We start from the raw sequence: 18,310 nt of genomic DNA on the forward strand, positions 1-18,310 counted from the left end.
CTTCTGATCCGAAATCATTCCACCACACCAATTGCTAATCCCTGCGCAGCCCCCTAAATGCTCTTCATGAGCAAAAATCTGAAAATCCTGGTCGCGCAGCTCAATCCTGTGGTGGGGGACATCAAGGGGAATTTTGAGCTGGCGCGCGGGGCCTTGGCGCAAGCGAAGGACAAGGGCGCTGACCTGCTTGTCCTCTCCGAACTGTTCATCCTTGGCTATCCGGCCGAGGATCTGGTGCTGAAACCGGCGGCCGTGGAAGACTCCATGAAGGCGGTGCAGGCCCTCGCCGCGGAGACCGCCAATGGCCCGGCCGTGATCATCGGCAGCCCCTGGATGGACGGCAAGAAACGGCACAATTCCGCCGTGCTGCTGAAGGATGGCGCGGTGGCCGGGCGCTATGACAAGCGCGAGCTGCCGAACTATGGCGTGTTCGACGAGAAGCGCATCTTCGATGCGGGCGAAGGCCCCCTGCCCGTGTTCGAGCTGAACGGCATTCCGGTCGGCATCGCGATCTGTGAGGACATCTGGTATCCGCGCGTGCCGTCTGCGCTGGCCGAGGCGGGCGCGGAAATGCTGATCGTGCCGAATGGCAGCCCCTGGCGCCGCACCGTGCAGGTGGAGCGGCATACGAGCTTCTCCGCCTGGACGAAGACGGGCGTGCCTTACCTGTTCGTGAACCAGGTGGGCGGACAAGACGAATTGGTCTTTGACGGGGCGAGCTATGCCGTCGATTTCGACGGGACGGAGCACCAGCTGCTGGGCGATTTCGTCACCGGCACGGCGCTGGTGACGTTCGATGGCGAGACGCACCAGTTTGCGAGCGAGTCGAAGGCAGAGCTGTCCAGCGGCTGGGAAGCCGAATACCGCGCGGCGGTGATGGCGCTGGGTGATTATGTCAACAAGAACCGCTTCCCCGGCGTCGTGCTGGGGATGAGCGGCGGCATCGACTCGGCACTGACGGCGGCGATTGCGGTGGATGCGCTGGGGCCGGAGCGCGTGTGGTGCGTGATGCTACCGTCGAAATATACGTCCTCGGACAGTCTGGAAGACGCGAAGCTCTGCGCCCAGCGGCTCGGCGCGCGCTATGACACGATCAATATCCGCCCCGGCGTGAACGCGCTGGACGAGATGCTGGCCGAGCAGTTCGCGGACCTGAAGCCCGATACGACGGAAGAGAACATCCAGTCCCGCCTGCGCGCGGTGACCCTGATGGCGCTGTCGAACAAGTTCGGGCACATGGTGGTGACCACCGGCAACAAGAGCGAGATGGCGGTCGGCTATGCGACGCTCTATGGCGACATGTGCGGCGGCTATAATGCGCTGAAGGATTTCTGGAAGACCGAAGTGTTCGAGCTGGCCCGCTGGCGCAACATGGCGGTGCCGAAGGGCGCGCTGGGCCCCGGCGGCGAAGTGATCCCGATGCGGATCATTACCAAGCCGCCAAGCGCGGAGCTGCGCGAGGACCAGAAAGACCAGGACTCCCTGCCCCCGTATGACGTGCTGGACGACATCCTGCGCGGCCTGGTGGAGGGCGAGGAAGACGTGGAGGACATCATCGCACGCGGGCATGACACCGCCACGGTCAAACGGATCGAGCACCTGCTCTATATCGCCGAATACAAGCGCCGCCAGGCCCCGCCGGGCGTCAAGATCGGCGGCAAGAATTTCGGCCGCGACCGGCGCTATCCGATCACGAACCGGTTCCGGGACGCGTAGACGCCAGCCTCAACCGCGCCCGCACGCCCGGATCCTGGCTTCTCCGTACCTGGCTAGTTTTCAAGGTCCGGGTTGATCGGGACAATGATGCGCCCACGGATTTTACCTTCCAGGAAGAGAGGCGCCGTCGAGATGACGTCTTCGAAGGCCACCTCCGTGGACATGGCTTCCAGCTTTGCTGGGTCCAGATCCGTTGCGAGACGCTCCCATGCAGCCAGTCTTTTCTCTTTCGGGCACATGACACTGTCGATGCCTTTCAATGTGACGCCACGCAGGATGAAGGGGGCCACACTTGTCGGCAGGTCCATGCTGCCAGCCAGGCCGCAGGCTGCAACGGTCCCGTTGTATTTGATCATCGACAGAAGATTGGCGAGGACAACGCCGCCAACAACATCGACTGCACCCGCCCAACGCTCCTTGTTCAGGGCGCGCGGCGTCCCGGAAAGATCGGCCCGGTCGACAATTGAGGACGCGCCCAGGCTTTTGAGATAGTCCGCCTCTTCGGGTCGGCCCGTGGCCGCCGCAACCGTGAACCCCTTGTTTGCAAGCAGGCTTGTCGCGACGCTTCCGACACCGCCGGACGCGCCGGTGACAAGGATTTCGCCGCTGGCGGGGGTGACGCCTTCGTCTTCCAAGGCGATGACACAGAGCATCGCGGTATAGCCGGCTGTGCCAATCGCCATGGCCTGCCGCATCGTCAGGCCATCAGGAAGACGGACAAGCCAATCCCCCTTCACTTTCGCGCGCTGTGCCAGCCCACCCCAATGCTTTTCACCGACGCCCCAACCGTTCAGAACAACGCGGTCTCCGGGCGCAAAATCAGAATGGCGGCTTTCAGAGACGACGCCGGCAAAATCAATGCCCGGAATCATCGGGAAGCTTCGCACGACCGGGGAGCTGCCCGTGATCGCCAGCGCGTCCTTGTAGTTCAGGGTCGACCAGGCGATGTCGACGACGACATCCCCCTCCTCCATTTCGGGAAGTGTCACCTCGCTCCGGGAAACCGTCTGCTCATCTGTGTCTTTGTTGATTACGATTGCATCGAACATGTGTGTCGCCTTTCAATTTGACGTGAGGGCAAAGAAGCCAGTTGCGAACTGGCGCAGGGGGGCCGGACCCTGTTCGAGCTTGGCGCGCAAAACCGCGCCTTCCCAACCAATCCAGAAAAAAGCGGCGAGCGCTTCCGGCTTATGGTGCTTGCCGATCTCGCCCTGGTTTTGTGCTTCAAGAAGGCAGGCCTCTGTCAGGTGCTGCCAGTCCGACAGAGCAGAGGAGAGCAGGCTGCGGAATCCCGGCGGGAGGGCCGCCATCTCCTGCCCCAAGTTTCCAACGAGGCACCCGCGCCTGAACGCGTGCTTTTCCATCCCCTTTTCGGCGTCGGAAATAAATCCCCGCAGCCGGTCCAGCGGAGAGAGGTCAGCGCGTTGGAACCAGGAACGAAGCCTGGAGGAGAAATACTCATTGTAAGCACCGATCAGTGCACGTCCGAAATCCTCTTTGGATTCGAAATGGTAGTAAAAACTGCCTTTAGGCACACCCGCTGCGCGAAGGATTTCATCGACCGCGACCGCGCAGTAGCCCCGCTCGGTCAGATACTCCAGCCCGGTCCGGATCAGCTCCTGACGCGCCGTCTGATCGCCCGGCGGTTTGCGCGGGCGGCCTCTGCGGCGGCCGGGTGTTGGGGCGTCTGTAGAGCTCATTTTTTGTTTATAGACCAAATAGTCTATTAAATGCAATATCTGACACAGAGGAATTGCAGAATTGCCGGAGTCACCTGGCTTGAGAGGGCTTGTTCTGGCGTCCGGCCTCTGAAAATGGCTTTGAGACGGCGTATTCAGGTGCACAGGATCCGGGAATGAGCCGGAGCCCATTCGCGGCTTCAAAAACATCTCTCGAAATTATCCGGCACGCACGAATGATGCACGTGCGGCCTTTCCCGTCACGGCACGAAGTCGAAGCATGCGCGCAGAGGGCGGAAGCCTACTCGTCCGTCCCTTCATCCAGTGCCCCGTTCTGGAAGGCTTCCAGTTCCAGCCCCTCGGCGCGGACCTTGTCGACTTCATCGGGATAGATGTCGGACGCTTCGCCGAAGCCGACGATGGGCGAGGGCACAATATCGTCCTGCGCGATGGCGTCGTCATAGAGCAGCCAGGCGCGCTTGCCGCCGATACAGGCGACCTCGACCCACTGGTCTTCCTCAAGGCTGACCGCCGACATGCTGGAGATGTCGCGCAGCTCCGCCTCATTGATCGTGTATTCCTGCCCGTTCACGCGGAAGATCGCGAAGCCTTCGCCGAGATAGCGCAGATAGGACAGGACATCGCCCGCCTTCAGCTCCAGCACCTGCATGCCTTCATCGCCCGGCGTTTCGATATTGGCGTCGACCTGCATCACCACCGGCTCGATCTTCGAGGCGACGATGAATTCGAGATGGTCGTGCTCCACCCGCTTGCGGTTCCAGATCTGGTAATTGGCATATTGCGGCAGCGTGCAGGCGACATTCGCCGGCGCGTCCGGATTGGGCCGGGCGCGGCCGTTCACCGTCACGCCCTGCTCCAGCACGACGAAGCCGGCCGGATACTCCCCCGGCCAGCCATAGGAGACGTACCAGGTGTCCGGATAGCCGGCGAGCGCGGCATAGTCTGTGTCGTCCGGGGCAGACTCGGTCACCTCATAAGGGGAGGCAATCGGTTCGGAGTCCGGCATGTCCGCTCCGGGCGCCTCGCTTTCGAGAGGCGCAGGCGTGGACCCGCCACCGTCAGCGGGCGTGTCAGCCGGCTGTCCGCAGGCCGCGAGGCTTCCTGCCAAAGCAAGAATCCAGGCTTTTTTCATGACCCCCTCCTCGGGTTGCGACTCACCTGCCGGTGCCACACTAGCATACAGATTAGCAAGAAACTGGCATGGGTCGCTTGGCTTTTTCTGCAATTTGGTGTCGAAAGCGGCACACATTCCCCAGATCCACGGCCATATAACGTCCATGACCTCCCCCATCGTCCGCTTCGCCCCGTCTCCCACTGGCCGCCTGCATGTCGGCAATGTGCGCACCGCGCTCATCAACTGGCTGTTCGCCAAGGGCCAGGGCGGCAAGTTCATCCTGCGCATCGACGATACCGACGTGGAACGCTCCACGAAGGAGAACGAAGACGCGCTGAAAGTGGACCTCGAATGGCTGGGCCTCGTCTGGGCCGACACGTTCAACCAGTCCGATCGTTTCGCCCAGTATGACGCTGCCGCCGAAAAGCTGCGCGGCATGGGCCTGCTTTATCCCTGCTACGAGACCGCCGACGAGCTGGACCGCAAGCGCAAGATCGCCCTCTCCCGCGGCCGCCCGCCGGTCTATGACCGGGCGGCGCTGAGTCTGACGGACGACGAAAAGGCCAAGCTGGAAGCCGAAGGCCGCCAGCCGCACTGGCGCTTCAAACTCTCCGGCGAGCGCGTGGAATGGAACGATCTCGTACGCGGCCCGCAGAGCATCGACACGTCCAGCCTGTCGGACCCGATCCTGATCCGCGAGGACGGCTCTTATCTCTACACCCTCCCCTCCGTCGTCGATGACATCGAGGCCGGCATCACCCATGTCGTGCGCGGCGAGGACCATGTGACGAACTCTGGCGCCCAGATCGAGATCTTCAAGGCGCTCGGCGGCACCGCGCCGGACATGGCGCATACGCCACTGCTGATCGGCGCGGACGGCCAGGGCCTGTCGAAGCGTCTCGGTTCGCTCTCGATGGGCGAGCTGCGCGCGCAGGGCTATGAGCCGATGTCGATCTGCTCGCTGCTGGCGAAGATCGGCACCTCAGACAATGTGGAAGCACGCGAGAGCCTGGACCAGCTGGCCGCCGAGTTCGACTTCAGCAAGATCGGCCGGTCGCCTGCCCGTTTCGACGAAGCCGAGCTGAAAGGCCTGAACGCCTCCATCCTGCACGCCCTGCCCTTCGACGCGGTGAAAGACCGCCTCGCCGCGGTGGACCCGCGCGCCGCCGATGAGGCCTTCTGGACCGTGGTGCGTGAGAACTGTTCCCTCCTGCCGGAAGTGGGCGCCTGGGTCGACACTGTGTTCGGCGACATCACCCCGCTTGTGGATGACGAGGACAAGGACTTCGTCGCCACGGCCGCGACACTGCTGCCGGAAGGCGAGCTGACGGGTGAGACCTGGAGCCAGTGGACAAACGCCGTGAAGGCAGAGACGGGCCGCAAGGGCCGCGGCCTGTTCATGACGCTCCGCAAGGCGCTGACCGGCCAGGAACACGGCCCCGACATGGGCGCCATCCTGCCCCTGATCGGACGCGAACGTGCACTGAAGCGGCTGGGCGGCTAAAATACAAAAGCAGCTAAAACATTGATTTCACATCAAAAAGTTCCCCCTATGTTCACGTGAACAAATGAAGTACTTTTTGCTTGTATTTCCCATAATGTTATGAGTTAATCGTAATCACTCACCACGGGAGAGGAGAGATTCGATGGCTAGACTTGTAATAACTGGTTGCGTAGCAGACGGAGCTGATGCTGATCGGACAATCGACGTCGTGTATGGTGACGGTTTTCGATTGCGTATGGACAAAGCTGTAGAACTTGCTCTCGCGGGCGTGGAATTTTGGGCGAAGATGCCAGGAATAACCATCGCTAGAGTGAGGGTTCAAAAATCCGTATCGGGAAATTATTATCTCCGGACTCACCCTGATGCGTGGGTCGCGAACAATCTTGGAAAAATTTGTTCCACCAACAGGGCTTCGAAGCTCGCATCCGCGAATTCTTTGGCGTCCGGATTTTCATATGGATTGACGCGGCAACGAACTGATCGGAACGCCCTTGCCAATGCTAGCAAACGCTCCCCTTTTCTGAGCAGCCTCACTCGCGACTTGTGATGCACGGACCTCGCGACCGCTAAGACAAGCTTACCCAACTCACTGATTTTGTTCCGTTTTGGTTCGACGTGAACAAAAATGGAACTTTTTCCTTTCCAAATCATAAATATTCTGCTTATGTTCTCATATCGCGGGGCCGACGGAACGCACCCGCAAACTGGGTTCAAATGCATAAGCTGGGAGTTGCGTGATGGTACGGCTGGTTATCAAGGGATGTGAGTTCGATCCGGCGCAGGTGAAGGATGTCGTCTATGGCGACAGCTTCCGCATGGAGCTCGACAAGGCGATGGAACTGGCAGACGCCGGGGTCGAATTCTGGGCCGCAGGGCCGGACGGCGCCATGGCCCGCGTCATCCTCGGCGAGAACGAATATGGCGAGCGCATCCTGAAGACCGAAGCCATCGCCTTCGCGGCCAACCATCTCGGTGAAATCGTTGCCCCGCCTGTGGTGCGCCGCCCCTACCGCGCCGAGACGCATATCCCTGCACGGATGGACTTCGCCGTCGCAGCCTGATCGCTGCCCCTGACGTTACGCAGCGGCCCTCACCTCCCGCCCGCGCCAGAACGGTGCAGTCACCTCCCCCGTATTTGGCCCGGACGCGGGAGGTGAGGGCTTTGAGGGATCAGAAATCGCACTGCGATTTCCCCGACTTCGAAGGATAAGCGAACGCACTGCGTTCGCCCTGAGAAGGCCCAAGCGCAAGCGCAGGGCATCGCAGAATGACCAAGCGCGCACAGAGGTTTCCGCCGATGCCCGCGAAAGCATTGGCTCCTGCGCCCTACTCCGCCATCAGCTGGACGAGCACGTCCCCTTCGGAGACCTGGTCGCCCACCTTGCCCGTCACGGCTTCCACCACACCGTCGCGCGGCGCCGTAAGGGCATGTTCCATCTTCATGGCTTCCATGACGGCAACCGTATCGCCGCGCGTCACCTCTGCGCCCACTTCCACCGAAATCGACAGGATCTTGCCCGGCATCGGCGCGCTGACACTGTCACCGCCGAGGACGGCTTCGACATCCGCGTCGAATTCCGGCACTTCCACCAGCACCGTGTCGCCGCCCGTCGTGACCGCATAGCGCCGGGGCGAAATGTCGGTCACCAGCGGCAAGGGTGTGTCAGGATCGACCGGATGCTCTTCCGGATCCACCCAATTGGCATCGGCGCCAACGGCCACCATGGCCTTATGCACCGGCGCCCTGTTCATACGCCAGCCATCCTGAATGCCCCACGGCGTCGCCCCGCCCGCCTCATTGAGGCGCACATCGCAGACCGCCATGACAGAGGCATGCTGGTGCTCCGCAGGCGGAAGGGTTAGCGCATCGCCTGCCTCTGCAATCCAGTTCACATGATGGGAATGGTTGAGGAAAGCATCCGACGCGGCACACCGGCGCAGGAAGCCCGTATTGGACGGCACGCCCGCCAACTGCAGGTGCGACAGGGTATCGATCAGGCGCTCACAGGCAGCGCGGCGGTTGCCTTCATGCACGATCAGCTTGGCGATCATGGAGTCGTAATTCGACGGCACGCGGTCACCCGTCTCGAAGCCGGCATCCCAGCGCACGATCTCGCCATCGGCGGGTTCCATCATGCCGAATTCCAGGATCAGGCCCGCGCCGGGTCGGAAGCCTTCGGCCGGGTCTTCGGCGCAGATGCGCGCCTCGATGGCATGGCCATGAAGCGGAATGTCCTGCTGGTGCAGCGGCAGCAATTCGCCGGAGGCCACGCGCAGCTGCCACTCGACCAGGTCCTGACCGGTAATCATCTCCGTGACCGGGTGCTCCACCTGAAGGCGGGTGTTCATTTCAAGGAACCAGAATGTGTCGAGCGCCAGCGGTTTTGATCCGTCCACGATGAATTCCACCGTCCCGGCGCCTTCATATTTCACGGCCTTGGCGAGCGCCACGGCGGCATCCGTCATCGCCTTTCGCACGTCTTCCGGCATGCCGGGCGCGGGCGCTTCCTCGATGACTTTCTGGCGGCGGCGCTGCAGCGAGCAGTCGCGCTCATAGAGGTGAACGGCATTGCCGTGGCTGTCGCCGAACACCTGCACCTCGATATGGCGCGGCTGCTCGACCAGCTTCTCAAGCATCACGCGGCCATCGCCAAAGCTGCTTTCGGCCTCGCGTACCGCACTTTCCAGTTCACCCGCCAGCTCCGAGGCTTTCGAGACGAGGCGGATGCCCCTGCCCCCACCGCCGGCGACAGCCTTGATCAGCAGCGGGAAGCCGATCTCCTTGGTTGCCTCGGTCAGCGTCTTGGCGTCCTGCGCTTCGCCGCGATAGCCGGGCAGTACGGGCACGCCGGCTTCTTCCGCGATGCGTTTGGCTTCATCCTTCGGCCCCATGGACCGGATCGCGGCAGCCGGCGGGCCAACCCAGATCAGCCCGGCCTTCACCACGGCCTCGGCAAAGTCGGCATTCTCCGACAGGAAGCCATAGCCCGGATGGATCGCGTCGGCGCCGGTCTCTTTGGCCGCCGCGATGATCGCGTCGGCCTTGAGGTAGCTCTCGGCGGCTGGCGCCGGGCCGATATGTACGGCCTCGTCGGCCTCGCGCACATGCTTGGCGCGCGCATCGGCGTCCGAATAGACGGCGACGGTGGCAATGCCGAGATCCCGGCAGGTGGCAAAGATGCGGCAGGCGATCTCGCCCCTATTCGCGACGAGAAGCTTCTCGATTTTCATGTCCGGGCCCTCCGGTGTCCCGGTGCCCTCCCCGATGGACGGCGGCGACCAGGACGAAACTGATGATCATCAGCAGATACCACGATCCGAGTTTGGATAAAGAGACCGGGTGCCAGCCATCCTCCTGCCCCGGATAGGCCCAGGCGCGGGCGAAGGTGCCGATGTTCTCCGCAAACCAGATGAACAGGGCGACCAGAAGAAAGCCGATCACCAGCGGCATTGGCCGGTGGTGCCGGTCCGGGCGGAACCAGACGAGGCACGGCCCGTAAACCATCACAGTCGCCGCAAACAGCATAATCCGGACATCCGGCAGCCAGTGATGGGCGAAGAAATTCACATAGATTGCCGCCGCCAGCAGGCCCTGCACCCAGAACGGCGGGAACCGGTCGAACCGGAAATCGAAGATCCGCCACACCCGGGCGAGATATGAACCGACGGCGGCATACATGAAGCCGGTAAACAGCGGCACCGCGCCGATGCGCAGCAGGCTTTCCTCCGGATAAATCCAGCTGCCATGGGCAGTCTTGAACAGCTCCATGACTGTGCCGGTGATGTGGAAGACGAGGATGACCTTTGCCTCCTCCAGCGTTTCCAGTCCCGTCCAGAGCATCAGGATCTGGATGAGCACCGCGCCGATGACCAAGAAGTCATAGCGCGAGACCGGCGCGTCATCCGGATACCAGAGGAAGGTCGCCAGCAGGAGGCCCAGCATCGCCCCGCCGAACAGGCAGGCCCAGCCCTGCTTGATGCCGAAACTCACGAATTCGAAGGCCGCGAGGCTCCACGGCCCCTTCACCCAGCGCGCCCTCAGGGCTTCGCGCCCGGCATGGAGGCGCCGCTGGACGGCATTGGGCGGTTTCGGGCCGAAGGCAGGAGGCGCGGTCATTGTCTGGCTTTTACATTGATTCAAGGCGGGTTTCGGGCCGGTTCAAGGCTCTTCCCGGCCCGGCCTGAACAGGCGGCCGCGCGCCCGGCCTCTTGCGCGGGACCGAACCGCCAGTAGGGTTAACCACCTGAATCGGAGGGAATTCATATGGCCTATGCATCTGGCGTCCGGGTAAGCAGCCTCGCCGGGCTCGTTGGGGCGGCTGTCGGCGGTTATATCGGCTACACGCAGGCCGGGCATGTCAGCGAGCTGGAGCCTGTGGCCGGCGCGCTGATCCTCGGCGCCATCGGCCTCGTGGTCGGCAGTGCGGGCGCCTATCTGCTGAAATCGCTGATGCAGTTCCTGATCTATCTGATCATGTTCGGCGTGCTGGCCTATGTGTTCCAGAACCAGATCGAGCAGTTAACCGGGATCAACCCGGTCAATGCCACGGTCAGCCTGATGGAAGACATCGGCCTGCCCGTTAAGAGCATTCGCAAGGCAATCGAATAGGCCCTAGCGGACCCAGTTCGGGCGCCGCTTTTCCAGGAAGGCGGCGATGCCTTCCTTGCCTTCGTCGGAGACGCGCCGCGCAGCGATGCGCTTGGCCGTCTCATGGCCGAGGTCGCGGTCGATGATCTGGCCAGTGACGTCTGCCACCAGCTTCTTCGAATCCGCCACCGCGCCCGGCGCGGCGGAGAAGACGAGATTGGCGAGATGTTCTTCCATCTTCGTCATCTCTTCCAGCGTCTCGACGACATACTGGACGAGGCCGATCTTCTCGGCGAAGGCGGCATCGAAGCTCTCCGCCGTCGTAAACAGCGCGCGGGCCCAGCGCGGGCCGATGGCGTCGATCACATAAGGGCTGATCGTTGCCGGCGTCAGGCCGAGGCGGACTTCGGAGAAGCGGAACTTGGTGTTCGACATGGCCACCGCCACGTCACAGGCTGCCACGAGCCCTGCCCCGCCGCCCATGGCCGCGCCCTGAACCATGGCCAGCGTCATCTGCGGCATCTCGTAGAGCGACTGCAGCATCTCGGCGAGGTTCACCGCATCACGGACATTGTCGTCTTTCGTGTGTGTGGCGGCTCGCTTCATCCAGTTGAGGTCAGCGCCCGCGCTGAAAGTGTGGCCATTGCCGCGCAGGATCATCATGCGGATCGTGGGCTGGTCGGCGATCGTCTTGAACGCGTCGGTCAGCTCCGCAATCAGCTCCATGTTGAAGGCATTGTGCACGTCAGGCCGGTTGATGGTGACGACGGCGAGGCCTTCCTCGGTGGCCTGGAATTTGATGAGGTCGTAATTGGAATCGCGCATGGGGCCCTCGCGTTGAATTTTTGGGCGTTGAATTTCTGGGAGTCTTTTGGACCGCTCACGCGCTGACGGCAACCGCCCTTCCGCTGCAGGGCTGGCCCCTCCCGAAATGCCGACGGCCTCCCGCCGCGCGCAGGAGGCCGTCTTCGGACAGTGCTCAAGCTCAGCTCGTTTTACCGTCCGGTTCCTGTCCGGTCTCATTTTCGGGGGTCAGGCGCGTGGGACCCGCGCGCCAGGCATCAATGGCTGCATTATATTCGGCCTCCAGCACGAAACCGTCCTGATCGGTGTCGAATTTGGTAAATTTGGCGACGGCCTCTGCTTCTGTGGTCCGTCCGGAGGAGGTTTTCCAGGAAACGAATTCCGCTTCGCTGAGGCGTCCATCGGAGTCTGTGTCGAGGCCGGAAAAGTCCGGCATTTCGCCGGCATGGCCCATCAGAGCGGTGGCAAAGGCAGCCACCACGAGGAATGGGGTGCGTTGCATGACGTCTCTCCTTTGTGCTGTGCCGCTTCCAGCTGCGACATGGGAAAGCCTACGTCAGGGGCGCGTTCATGTTGCGTGAAAACGGGTTCACGACACGATTTTAATGATCCGGCGCACCCAGGGGCTCAGACGCCCTCGGCGCCGATCTTGCGGCAGAAGGTTTCCCAGGAACGGAAATCGTCTTCGGCAAGCTCCCCCGCCCCGCCAATGATCGTGTGGTGCAGCGGGTTGAAACCGGACAGGCCGAGCATGCCGCGCTCCAATGCCTTCAGCGCCCCGGCATCCATGCCGAACCGGTAGACGAGGCCCGGCATGCCCATGGAAACCAGCACGCGCGCCGACTTGCCCTTCATCATCTGTTTGGGCCAGCCCTTGTCGCTTTGACCGACGAAGAATTCGCCCCGCGCCGCCTGTTCGAAGAAGGCTTTCAGGATCGCCGGCATATTGCCGAGCCAGAGCGGAAACGCGATCAGCAGATGCTCGGCCGCGGCGATCTTCTCCCGCTCCGACAGGATGGGTTCCGGCGGCGGGCTGGCGAACTCTTCCACCGTGTGCAGCATCGGCACGTCCAGTGCGGCAACATCAATACGCGTGACCGTATGGCCAGCGCTTTCCGCGCTGTCGGCATACACATCGCACAAGGCATGGATCAGGTGTTTCGGATCCGTGTCCGGATGGCCGTTGATAATACAGATCGACTTGGTCATGAGCAGGTCTCCCTTCCTGTCGCACCTTACGGCAGGAAGATGTCAGACCTGCGACGCCGTGCAATCCGCAAACGTCCTTACATCCGCCCGGTTACATCCGGAAGACGCCGAAGCCGCGGTCCGGGAACGGCGCGTTAAGGCTGGCGGAAAGGGCGAGGCCCAGCACACGGCGCGTGTCTGCCGGGTCGATGATGCCATCGTCCCAGAGGCGCGCGGTGGAATAGTACGGGCTGCCTTCGGCTTCGTAGAGGTCGCGGATCGGCTGTTTGAAGGCGTCTTCCTCTTCCGCGCTCCATTCCCCGCCCTTGCGCTCGATCCCATCGCGCTTGACCGTGGCGAGCACGGAGGCGGCCTGCTCCCCGCCCATGACGGAGATGCGAGCGTTCGGCCACATGAACAGGAAGCGGGGCGAATAGGCCCGGCCACACATACCGTAATTGCCCGCCCCGAAGCTGCCGCCGGTAACGACGGTGAATTTCGGCACACTGGCAGTCGCGACGGCGGTCACCATCTTGGCGCCATCCTTGGCGATGCCGCCAGCCTCGTATTTCGAGCCGACCATGAAGCCGGTGATGTTCTGCAGGAAGACGAGCGGGATGCGGCGCTGGTCTGCCAGTTCGATAAAGTGCGCTGCCTTCTGCGCGCTCTCCGAGAAGAGAATGCCATTATTGGCGAGGATCGCCACCGGCATGCCGTAGAGCCGCGCGAAGCCGCAGACGAGTGTCTCGCCATAGAGCTTCTTGAATTCGTGGAACTCCGAGCCATCGACAAGGCGCGCAATCACTTCGCGCGCATCATAGGGCTCGCGCACGTCCTGCGGCACGAGGCCATGTAGCTCCGCCGGGTCGTAAAGCGGTTCTGCGGGCTCGGTCAGCTCGAAAGGCTGCGGCTTCGGCTTTGCCAGCGTACGGACGATGGAACGGACAATGGCAAGCGCGTGGGAGTCATGCGCGGCGTAGTGGTCTGCGACGCCGGAGCGGCGGGCATGCACATCGGCGCCGCCAAGATCCTCGGCCGAGATCACCTCCCCTGTTGCGGCTTTCACCAGCGGCGGGCCGCCGAGGAAGATCGTGCCCTGCTTGCGCACGATGACCGTCTCGTCGGACATGGCCGGCACATAGGCCCCGCCTGCCGTGCAGGACCCCATGACCGAGGCGATCTGGGGAATGCCCTTCGCGCTCATCTGGGCCTGATTGTAGAAGATGCGGCCGAAATGTTCCCGGTCCGGAAAGACTTCCGACTGGTGCGGCAGGTTTGCCCCGCCGCTGTCGACAAGGTAGATGCACGGCAGATGGTTTTCGAGCGCGACTTCCTGGGCTCTCAGATGTTTCTTCACCGTGATGGGGAAGTAGGCGCCGCCCTTTACCGTCGGATCATTGCAGACAATCAGGCACTCGCGGCCTTCGACCCGGCCGACCCCCGTGATGATGCCCGCGGCAGGCGCCTCGCCATCATACATGCCATGCGCAGCCAGCGCGCCGATTTCCAGGAAGGCACTGCCCGGGTCCAGCAAGCGCTCGACCCGCTCGCGCGGAAGCAGCTTGCCCCGGTCGACATGACGCTGGCGCGAGGCTTCCGGTCCGCCAAGCGCAGCTTTGGATGTGTGCGCGCGCAATTCATCAAGCAGGCCTTCCATGGCGGCCTTGTTCGCGGCAAAGCGTGGCCCCGCCACGTCGAGACTGGATTTCAGGACGGGCATTCAGCCTCCCTTCAGAAGTTTTTGGCAGGCTTAGCTGCCTCTGGGTCAGGTGTCACGCGTGTGTCACCGGTTTTTACCAGACTGGGAAACATGCCCACTAGGAAAGGCCGCTGACCATGCGCATGTTCAGGAACATGAAACTGGACATCACCCCCTCTCTGAAGGCGATTGCCTTCCTGAAGGATGTGCCGGCCAAGGTCATGCGCGCGGCCGGACAGGAAGCGTCCTGGTTTTGTGTCCCCGCAGGCGGAACGCTGTTCCTGCGCAATGAACCGGCCGACAAGATCTATTTCGTCCTGTCGGGTGCCCTCGGCGCCTTCCGCGTCAATCCGAACGGCCAGAGCGAATTCATCGGCCATATCCGCCCCGGTGAGCCGGTCGGCGAGATGTCCATGTTCCTCGGCGGGATTGACCTCGACGGCGACGGCGCCCCGGAAGACGCGCCGCATACAAGCTCGGTCTATGCCCTGCGCGATTCCGAAATCGTTGGCTTCTCGCGTGAAGGCTGGCGGCGCATGGTCAAGTCTGAGCCGGAACTGCTGGAGCAGATGATCCGCATCATCCTGCGCCGCGTCGGCCGGGAGGGACAGCGCAATATCAGCGCCGCGCCGAAAGTCTTCACCCTGGTCGCCACCTCCCCCACGATCGATCTGGAACTGCGCGCCGAAGCCCTGAAGGCGAGCCTGGAAGCACTGGGCAAATCTGCCGTGATCGTCGGCGAATCAAAGGGCGCGGAGAAGCCGGCCGCCTTCTTCGACCAGCTCGACCAGAACAATGATGTGGTGATCCTCATCTCCACCATCGGCGATACGCGCTGGTACCGCCTGTCCGTGCGCCAGGCAGACAGGATCTGGGTGTTCGGCCGCGCCGATGCCAAACCGTCCAATCCGCTGATGCCGGAGGACGACTCCCCTGCCCGCGAGCTGAAACTGGTCGACGTCGTGCTGCTGCACCCGGGTGACAACCGGCGGGCCTGCCGTCCGGTCGAATGGCTGGAAGCCGCCGGGGCAAGCCGCCTGTTCCACTGGCAGGGCATGAGCGGACCGAACTGCGACCGGCTTGCACGGGTCATGGCCGGCGTCTCGGTCGGGCTGATCCTGTCCGGCGGCGGGGCGCGGGCGTATTCGCACATCGGTGTTGTGCGAGCCATGCGCGACCGGGGCATCCCGATCGACTTTGTCGGCGGCGCCTCCATGGGGGCCGTCGTCGCCGGCTGTGTTGCCATGGGCTGGGACGATGCCGAAATCGAACGGCGCATCCGCAAGGCCTTCGTGGAGACCAACCCGCTTGGCGATTACACGCTCCCTGTCGTGGGCATGGTCAAAGGCTTGCGGGTGAACGCGCGACTGAAAGAACATTTCGGCGAGGCAGAGATCGGCGATCTCGCCCTGCCCTTCTTCGCCACGTCGACCAATCTGATGACTGGTACGCAGAGAATTCACCGGACAGGCCGTCTGCGCGATGCGCTGCGGGCGACGATCTCCCTGCCCGGCATCCTGCCGCCGGTGGTGGATGGCAACGACCTCCTGGTCGATGGCGCGGTGCTGAACAATTTTCCGGTCGATGTGATGCGGGACATGCATCGCGGCTTTGTCATCGGATCGGATGTCACGCGCCAGCCGGAAGGCCTGAAGATCGAAGAGTTCGAAAAACCGGCTGGTTTCTTCAGCTGGGTGCTGCGGCACGGATTTTCGAACCCGCCCCCGATTGCCGGAATCCTGATGCGGGCAGCAACCATCCGGGCCGACACCCAGTTCGGCCGCGACATCACCGACGTGCTGATCCTCCCGGAACTGGCGGAAACCGAGCTGCGCGACTGGGAGAATTACGAGGCGACCGTGGAGTCCGGCTATCAGGCGGCCCTTCTGGCCCTGGAGGAAGCAGGAATGGGCGCCTCCGCCCGTCCGCAGCCGGCTAAATGACAGACCTGTAATTTTCAATACAGTGTTAAGCATATTCGTGCAGCTTCCCCGAGGGCTGATGGGGAAGGATGGGAGATGCTGCGCATGGATATGGCGCTTTGGGATATGCTGCCGGTTGTCATCTGCGAGACCGCCGCTGTGCGGGACGCGTCCGGCAAGCTGATCGATCTGGAATGGACGGCGTCCAACCGCCTCATGAACGAGTCGATCCGGTCTGACGGCAAAAGCATCGTCGGCATGCGCATCTTCGAATTCGATGCTGCCTACAAGAATTCCGAAATGGTCCGTGCGGTCACTCATGTGATCGAAACCGGTGAGTCCCGTACCTTCCACACCTCTGCCGGCCGCGCGGCACAGATGCTCGGCAAGGTGATGAAGACCACCATTATCCCGGTTGAACGCGAAGGCGAACGCCGCGCCCTGTCGGTGTCCCATGAAGTGACCGAACTCGCCCAGGAGCGTGACGAGGCACTACGGCTCTACGAACTGGCGAAGACCGCCTGCGACAACGCCCTGCACGGCATCATTCTCAACGATACCGCCGGACGCATCATTTATGTGAACCGGGCCCTTTGCGAGATGTCTGAATTCACCGAGGAAGAGCTCATTGGCAAGGATGTCGGCATCCTGACCGGCGATGAAACCTATGAGCCGGATGCCGAACTGGCGATGAAGCTCGCCAGTGGTGAAATGCTGCGGCACGTGACGCAGGCGGAAACGCCGACCAAGTCCGGCGGCACAAACCAGGTCGAGCTTTCACTCACCAGCGCCCGCTGGGGGGAACGCGGCGAACGGATCTTCATCACCTATGTCCGGGACATAAGGGAAGAACGCCGCAAGGCCCACGAGCTGCGCGATGCCCTGAACCGGGCGGAACAGGGCACACGCCTGAAATCAGAATTCCTGGCCAATATGAGCCATGAAATCCGTACACCGCTGAATGGCGTGCTGGGCATGACGCAGGTTCTGGCACACACAGACCTGACGCCGGACCAGAAGGAACAGGTCGCCACGATCCTCGACTCCGGCAAAACGCTGATGTCTATCCTGAACGATATTCTGGACCTGTCGAAGATCGAAGCCGGCAAGCTGGAAGTGACCCCGGTCACCGGGGATTTGCGCCACAAGCTGAGCCGCATGATCAAGCTGCACGCGGCGACGGCAGAGGAGAAGGGCATCAATCTCCAGCTCTTCATCGATCCGAGCGTCCCGTCCCGGATGAAATTCGATCCTGTCCGCGTGCGCCAATGCGTCGGCAACCTGGTTTCCAACGCCATCAAGTTCACGGAAAAAGGCGACGTGATGGTGGTCGTGACCTGCGAGCCCACGCCATCGGGCAGCATGCGCGTAATCGTTCACGTGACAGACTCCGGCTGCGGCATTCCGGCTGACAAGATTGACCGCGTGTTCGAGAGCTTCTCACAGGCCGACGGATCAACCACGCGCCGGTTCGGCGGCACGGGTCTCGGCCTGCCCATCACACGCAAGCTGGCCCAGATGATGGGCGGAGACGTCACCGTCGTCAGCGAACCCGGCCGCGGATCTGTCTTTACGCTGAAATTCGAAGCCGAATCGAGCGACGTGATCCACCTGCATGAAGACGTGCTGCCCAAGCCCGTCGCGCCGAAATCCTCGCGGGATGGCCTCGGCGGCCGCCGTGCGCTTGTGGTCGACGACAATGGCATCAACCGCCGGGTTGCCCGCACCTTCCTGGAGCATTATGGCCTCGAAGTTTCCGAAGCCGGAGACGGCAATGAAGCGCTTGAAGCGCTCGACCATGAGCCGTTCGACATCGTTCTGATGGACATTCACATGCCGGGTCTGGACGGCGCCGAGGCTTTCAAACGCCTGCGCAACTCCGCCAGCCTCAACCGTGTCGTGCCCGTGATTGCGCTGACGGCCGATTCCATGCGGGGCGACCGGGAGAAATATCTCGCAAAAGGCTTCGACGGCTACGTCGCCAAACCGATCGACGAACGGTCTCTGGTCACGGTCATCGGACAGGTGCTCAGCATCCCGACAGAGTTCGGAGAACGCCGCGCCCGGGCCTGAGG

16 protein-coding genes are annotated in these 18,310 nt (G+C 62.5%); 7 read left to right on the plus strand and 9 right to left on the minus strand.

Annotation, left to right across the window (positions count from 1 at the left end; translation table 11 throughout):
• Positions 1-66: 66 nt before the first annotated feature.
• Complete coding sequence (locus HJA_RS00915) at positions 67-1,716, plus strand: NAD+ synthase (protein ID WP_035577887.1); 1,650 nt, start codon at positions 67-69, stop codon at positions 1,714-1,716.
• Between the two features lie 53 nt (positions 1,717-1,769).
• On the opposite strand, the gene acuI is transcribed toward HJA_RS00915, so the two are convergent.
• The 3 genes from acuI to HJA_RS00930 all read right to left on the minus strand — a co-directional run bounded on the left by acuI (position 1,770) and on the right by HJA_RS00930 (position 4,548).
• Complete coding sequence (acuI, locus tag HJA_RS00920) at positions 1,770-2,765, minus strand: acrylyl-CoA reductase (NADPH) (RefSeq protein WP_035577097.1); 996 nt, start codon at positions 2,763-2,765, stop codon at positions 1,770-1,772.
• Positions 2,766-2,777: 12 nt separating this feature from the next.
• The gene (gene acuR / locus HJA_RS00925) at positions 2,778-3,605 is read right to left on the minus strand and encodes an acrylate utilization transcriptional regulator AcuR (RefSeq protein WP_206741649.1); all 828 of its coding nucleotides are present in this window, start codon (positions 3,603-3,605) and stop codon (positions 2,778-2,780) included.
• Positions 3,606-3,696: 91 nt separating this feature from the next.
• Positions 3,697-4,548: a hypothetical protein gene (locus HJA_RS00930; protein WP_051597220.1), complete on the minus strand. Its 852-nt coding sequence runs from the start codon at positions 4,546-4,548 to the stop codon at positions 3,697-3,699.
• 145 nt (positions 4,549-4,693) lie between these two features.
• On the opposite strand from HJA_RS00930, the gene gltX reads away from it, so the two are divergent.
• From gltX to HJA_RS00940, 3 genes are all read left to right on the plus strand, one after another.
• Positions 4,694-6,034, plus strand: a complete 1,341-nt coding sequence (gltX, locus tag HJA_RS00935; protein ID WP_035577892.1) for a glutamate--tRNA ligase — start codon at positions 4,694-4,696, stop codon at positions 6,032-6,034.
• A gap of 142 nt (positions 6,035-6,176) precedes the next feature.
• Positions 6,177-6,581 carry a DUF3892 domain-containing protein gene (locus HJA_RS18825; protein ID WP_155839822.1) on the plus strand — a complete coding sequence of 135 codons (405 nt, stop codon included), beginning with the start codon at positions 6,177-6,179 and terminating at the stop codon, positions 6,579-6,581.
• A 190-nt stretch (positions 6,582-6,771) separates the two neighbouring features.
• Positions 6,772-7,095 (plus strand): hypothetical protein, encoded by a 324-nt coding sequence (locus tag HJA_RS00940; RefSeq protein ID WP_035577099.1) that lies wholly within the window; start codon positions 6,772-6,774, stop codon positions 7,093-7,095.
• 265 nt (positions 7,096-7,360) lie between these two features.
• Here the strand turns inward: HJA_RS00940 and HJA_RS00945 are convergent, their stop codons facing one another.
• Together HJA_RS00945 and HJA_RS00950 are read right to left on the minus strand one after the other, a co-directional pair.
• Entirely contained in the window at positions 7,361-9,265 is a 1,905-nt protein-coding gene (locus HJA_RS00945) for an ATP-binding protein (protein ID WP_035577100.1), read from the minus strand.
• Complete coding sequence (locus tag HJA_RS00950; RefSeq protein ID WP_081814448.1) at positions 9,234-10,151, minus strand: DUF817 domain-containing protein; 918 nt, start codon at positions 10,149-10,151, stop codon at positions 9,234-9,236. The genes HJA_RS00945 and HJA_RS00950 overlap by 32 nt, the downstream gene beginning before the upstream one ends.
• Before the next feature lie 147 nt (positions 10,152-10,298).
• On the opposite strand from HJA_RS00950, the gene HJA_RS00955 reads away from it, so the two are divergent.
• On the plus strand, positions 10,299-10,643 hold the full coding sequence (locus HJA_RS00955) for a hypothetical protein (RefSeq protein WP_035577108.1): 345 nt from the start codon (positions 10,299-10,301) through the stop codon (positions 10,641-10,643).
• A gap of 3 nt (positions 10,644-10,646) precedes the next feature.
• On the opposite strand, the gene HJA_RS00960 is transcribed toward HJA_RS00955, so the two are convergent.
• The 4 genes from HJA_RS00960 to HJA_RS00975 all read right to left on the minus strand — a co-directional run bounded on the left by HJA_RS00960 (position 10,647) and on the right by HJA_RS00975 (position 14,334).
• A complete protein-coding gene (locus HJA_RS00960; RefSeq protein ID WP_035577109.1) occupies positions 10,647-11,447 on the minus strand; it encodes an enoyl-CoA hydratase-related protein in 801 nt (266 codons plus the stop codon).
• A 160-nt stretch (positions 11,448-11,607) separates the two neighbouring features.
• The gene (locus tag HJA_RS00965; protein WP_035577110.1) at positions 11,608-11,928 is read right to left on the minus strand and encodes an EF-hand domain-containing protein; all 321 of its coding nucleotides are present in this window, start codon (positions 11,926-11,928) and stop codon (positions 11,608-11,610) included.
• A 125-nt stretch (positions 11,929-12,053) separates the two neighbouring features.
• Positions 12,054-12,635 carry an NAD(P)H-dependent oxidoreductase gene (locus tag HJA_RS00970; RefSeq protein WP_035577111.1) on the minus strand — a complete coding sequence of 194 codons (582 nt, stop codon included), beginning with the start codon at positions 12,633-12,635 and terminating at the stop codon, positions 12,054-12,056.
• A 91-nt stretch (positions 12,636-12,726) separates the two neighbouring features.
• Entirely contained in the window at positions 12,727-14,334 is a 1,608-nt protein-coding gene (locus tag HJA_RS00975) for a carboxyl transferase domain-containing protein (protein ID WP_035577116.1), read from the minus strand.
• A 116-nt stretch (positions 14,335-14,450) separates the two neighbouring features.
• Between HJA_RS00975 and HJA_RS00980 the strand changes: the two genes are divergently transcribed.
• Positions 14,451-16,256, plus strand: coding sequence for a patatin-like phospholipase family protein (locus tag HJA_RS00980; RefSeq protein WP_241764268.1), 1,806 nt, complete (start codon positions 14,451-14,453; stop codon positions 16,254-16,256).
• Between the two features lie 84 nt (positions 16,257-16,340).
• Positions 16,341-18,308, plus strand: a complete 1,968-nt coding sequence (locus HJA_RS00985) for a PAS domain-containing hybrid sensor histidine kinase/response regulator (RefSeq protein ID WP_035577901.1) — start codon at positions 16,341-16,343, stop codon at positions 18,306-18,308.
• The last annotated feature ends 2 nt before the right edge of the window (positions 18,309-18,310 follow it).

The sequence above is a fragment of the Hyphomonas jannaschiana VP2 genome (assembly GCF_000685215.1).
Taxonomy (GTDB): Bacteria; Pseudomonadota; Alphaproteobacteria; order Caulobacterales; family Hyphomonadaceae; genus Hyphomonas; species Hyphomonas jannaschiana.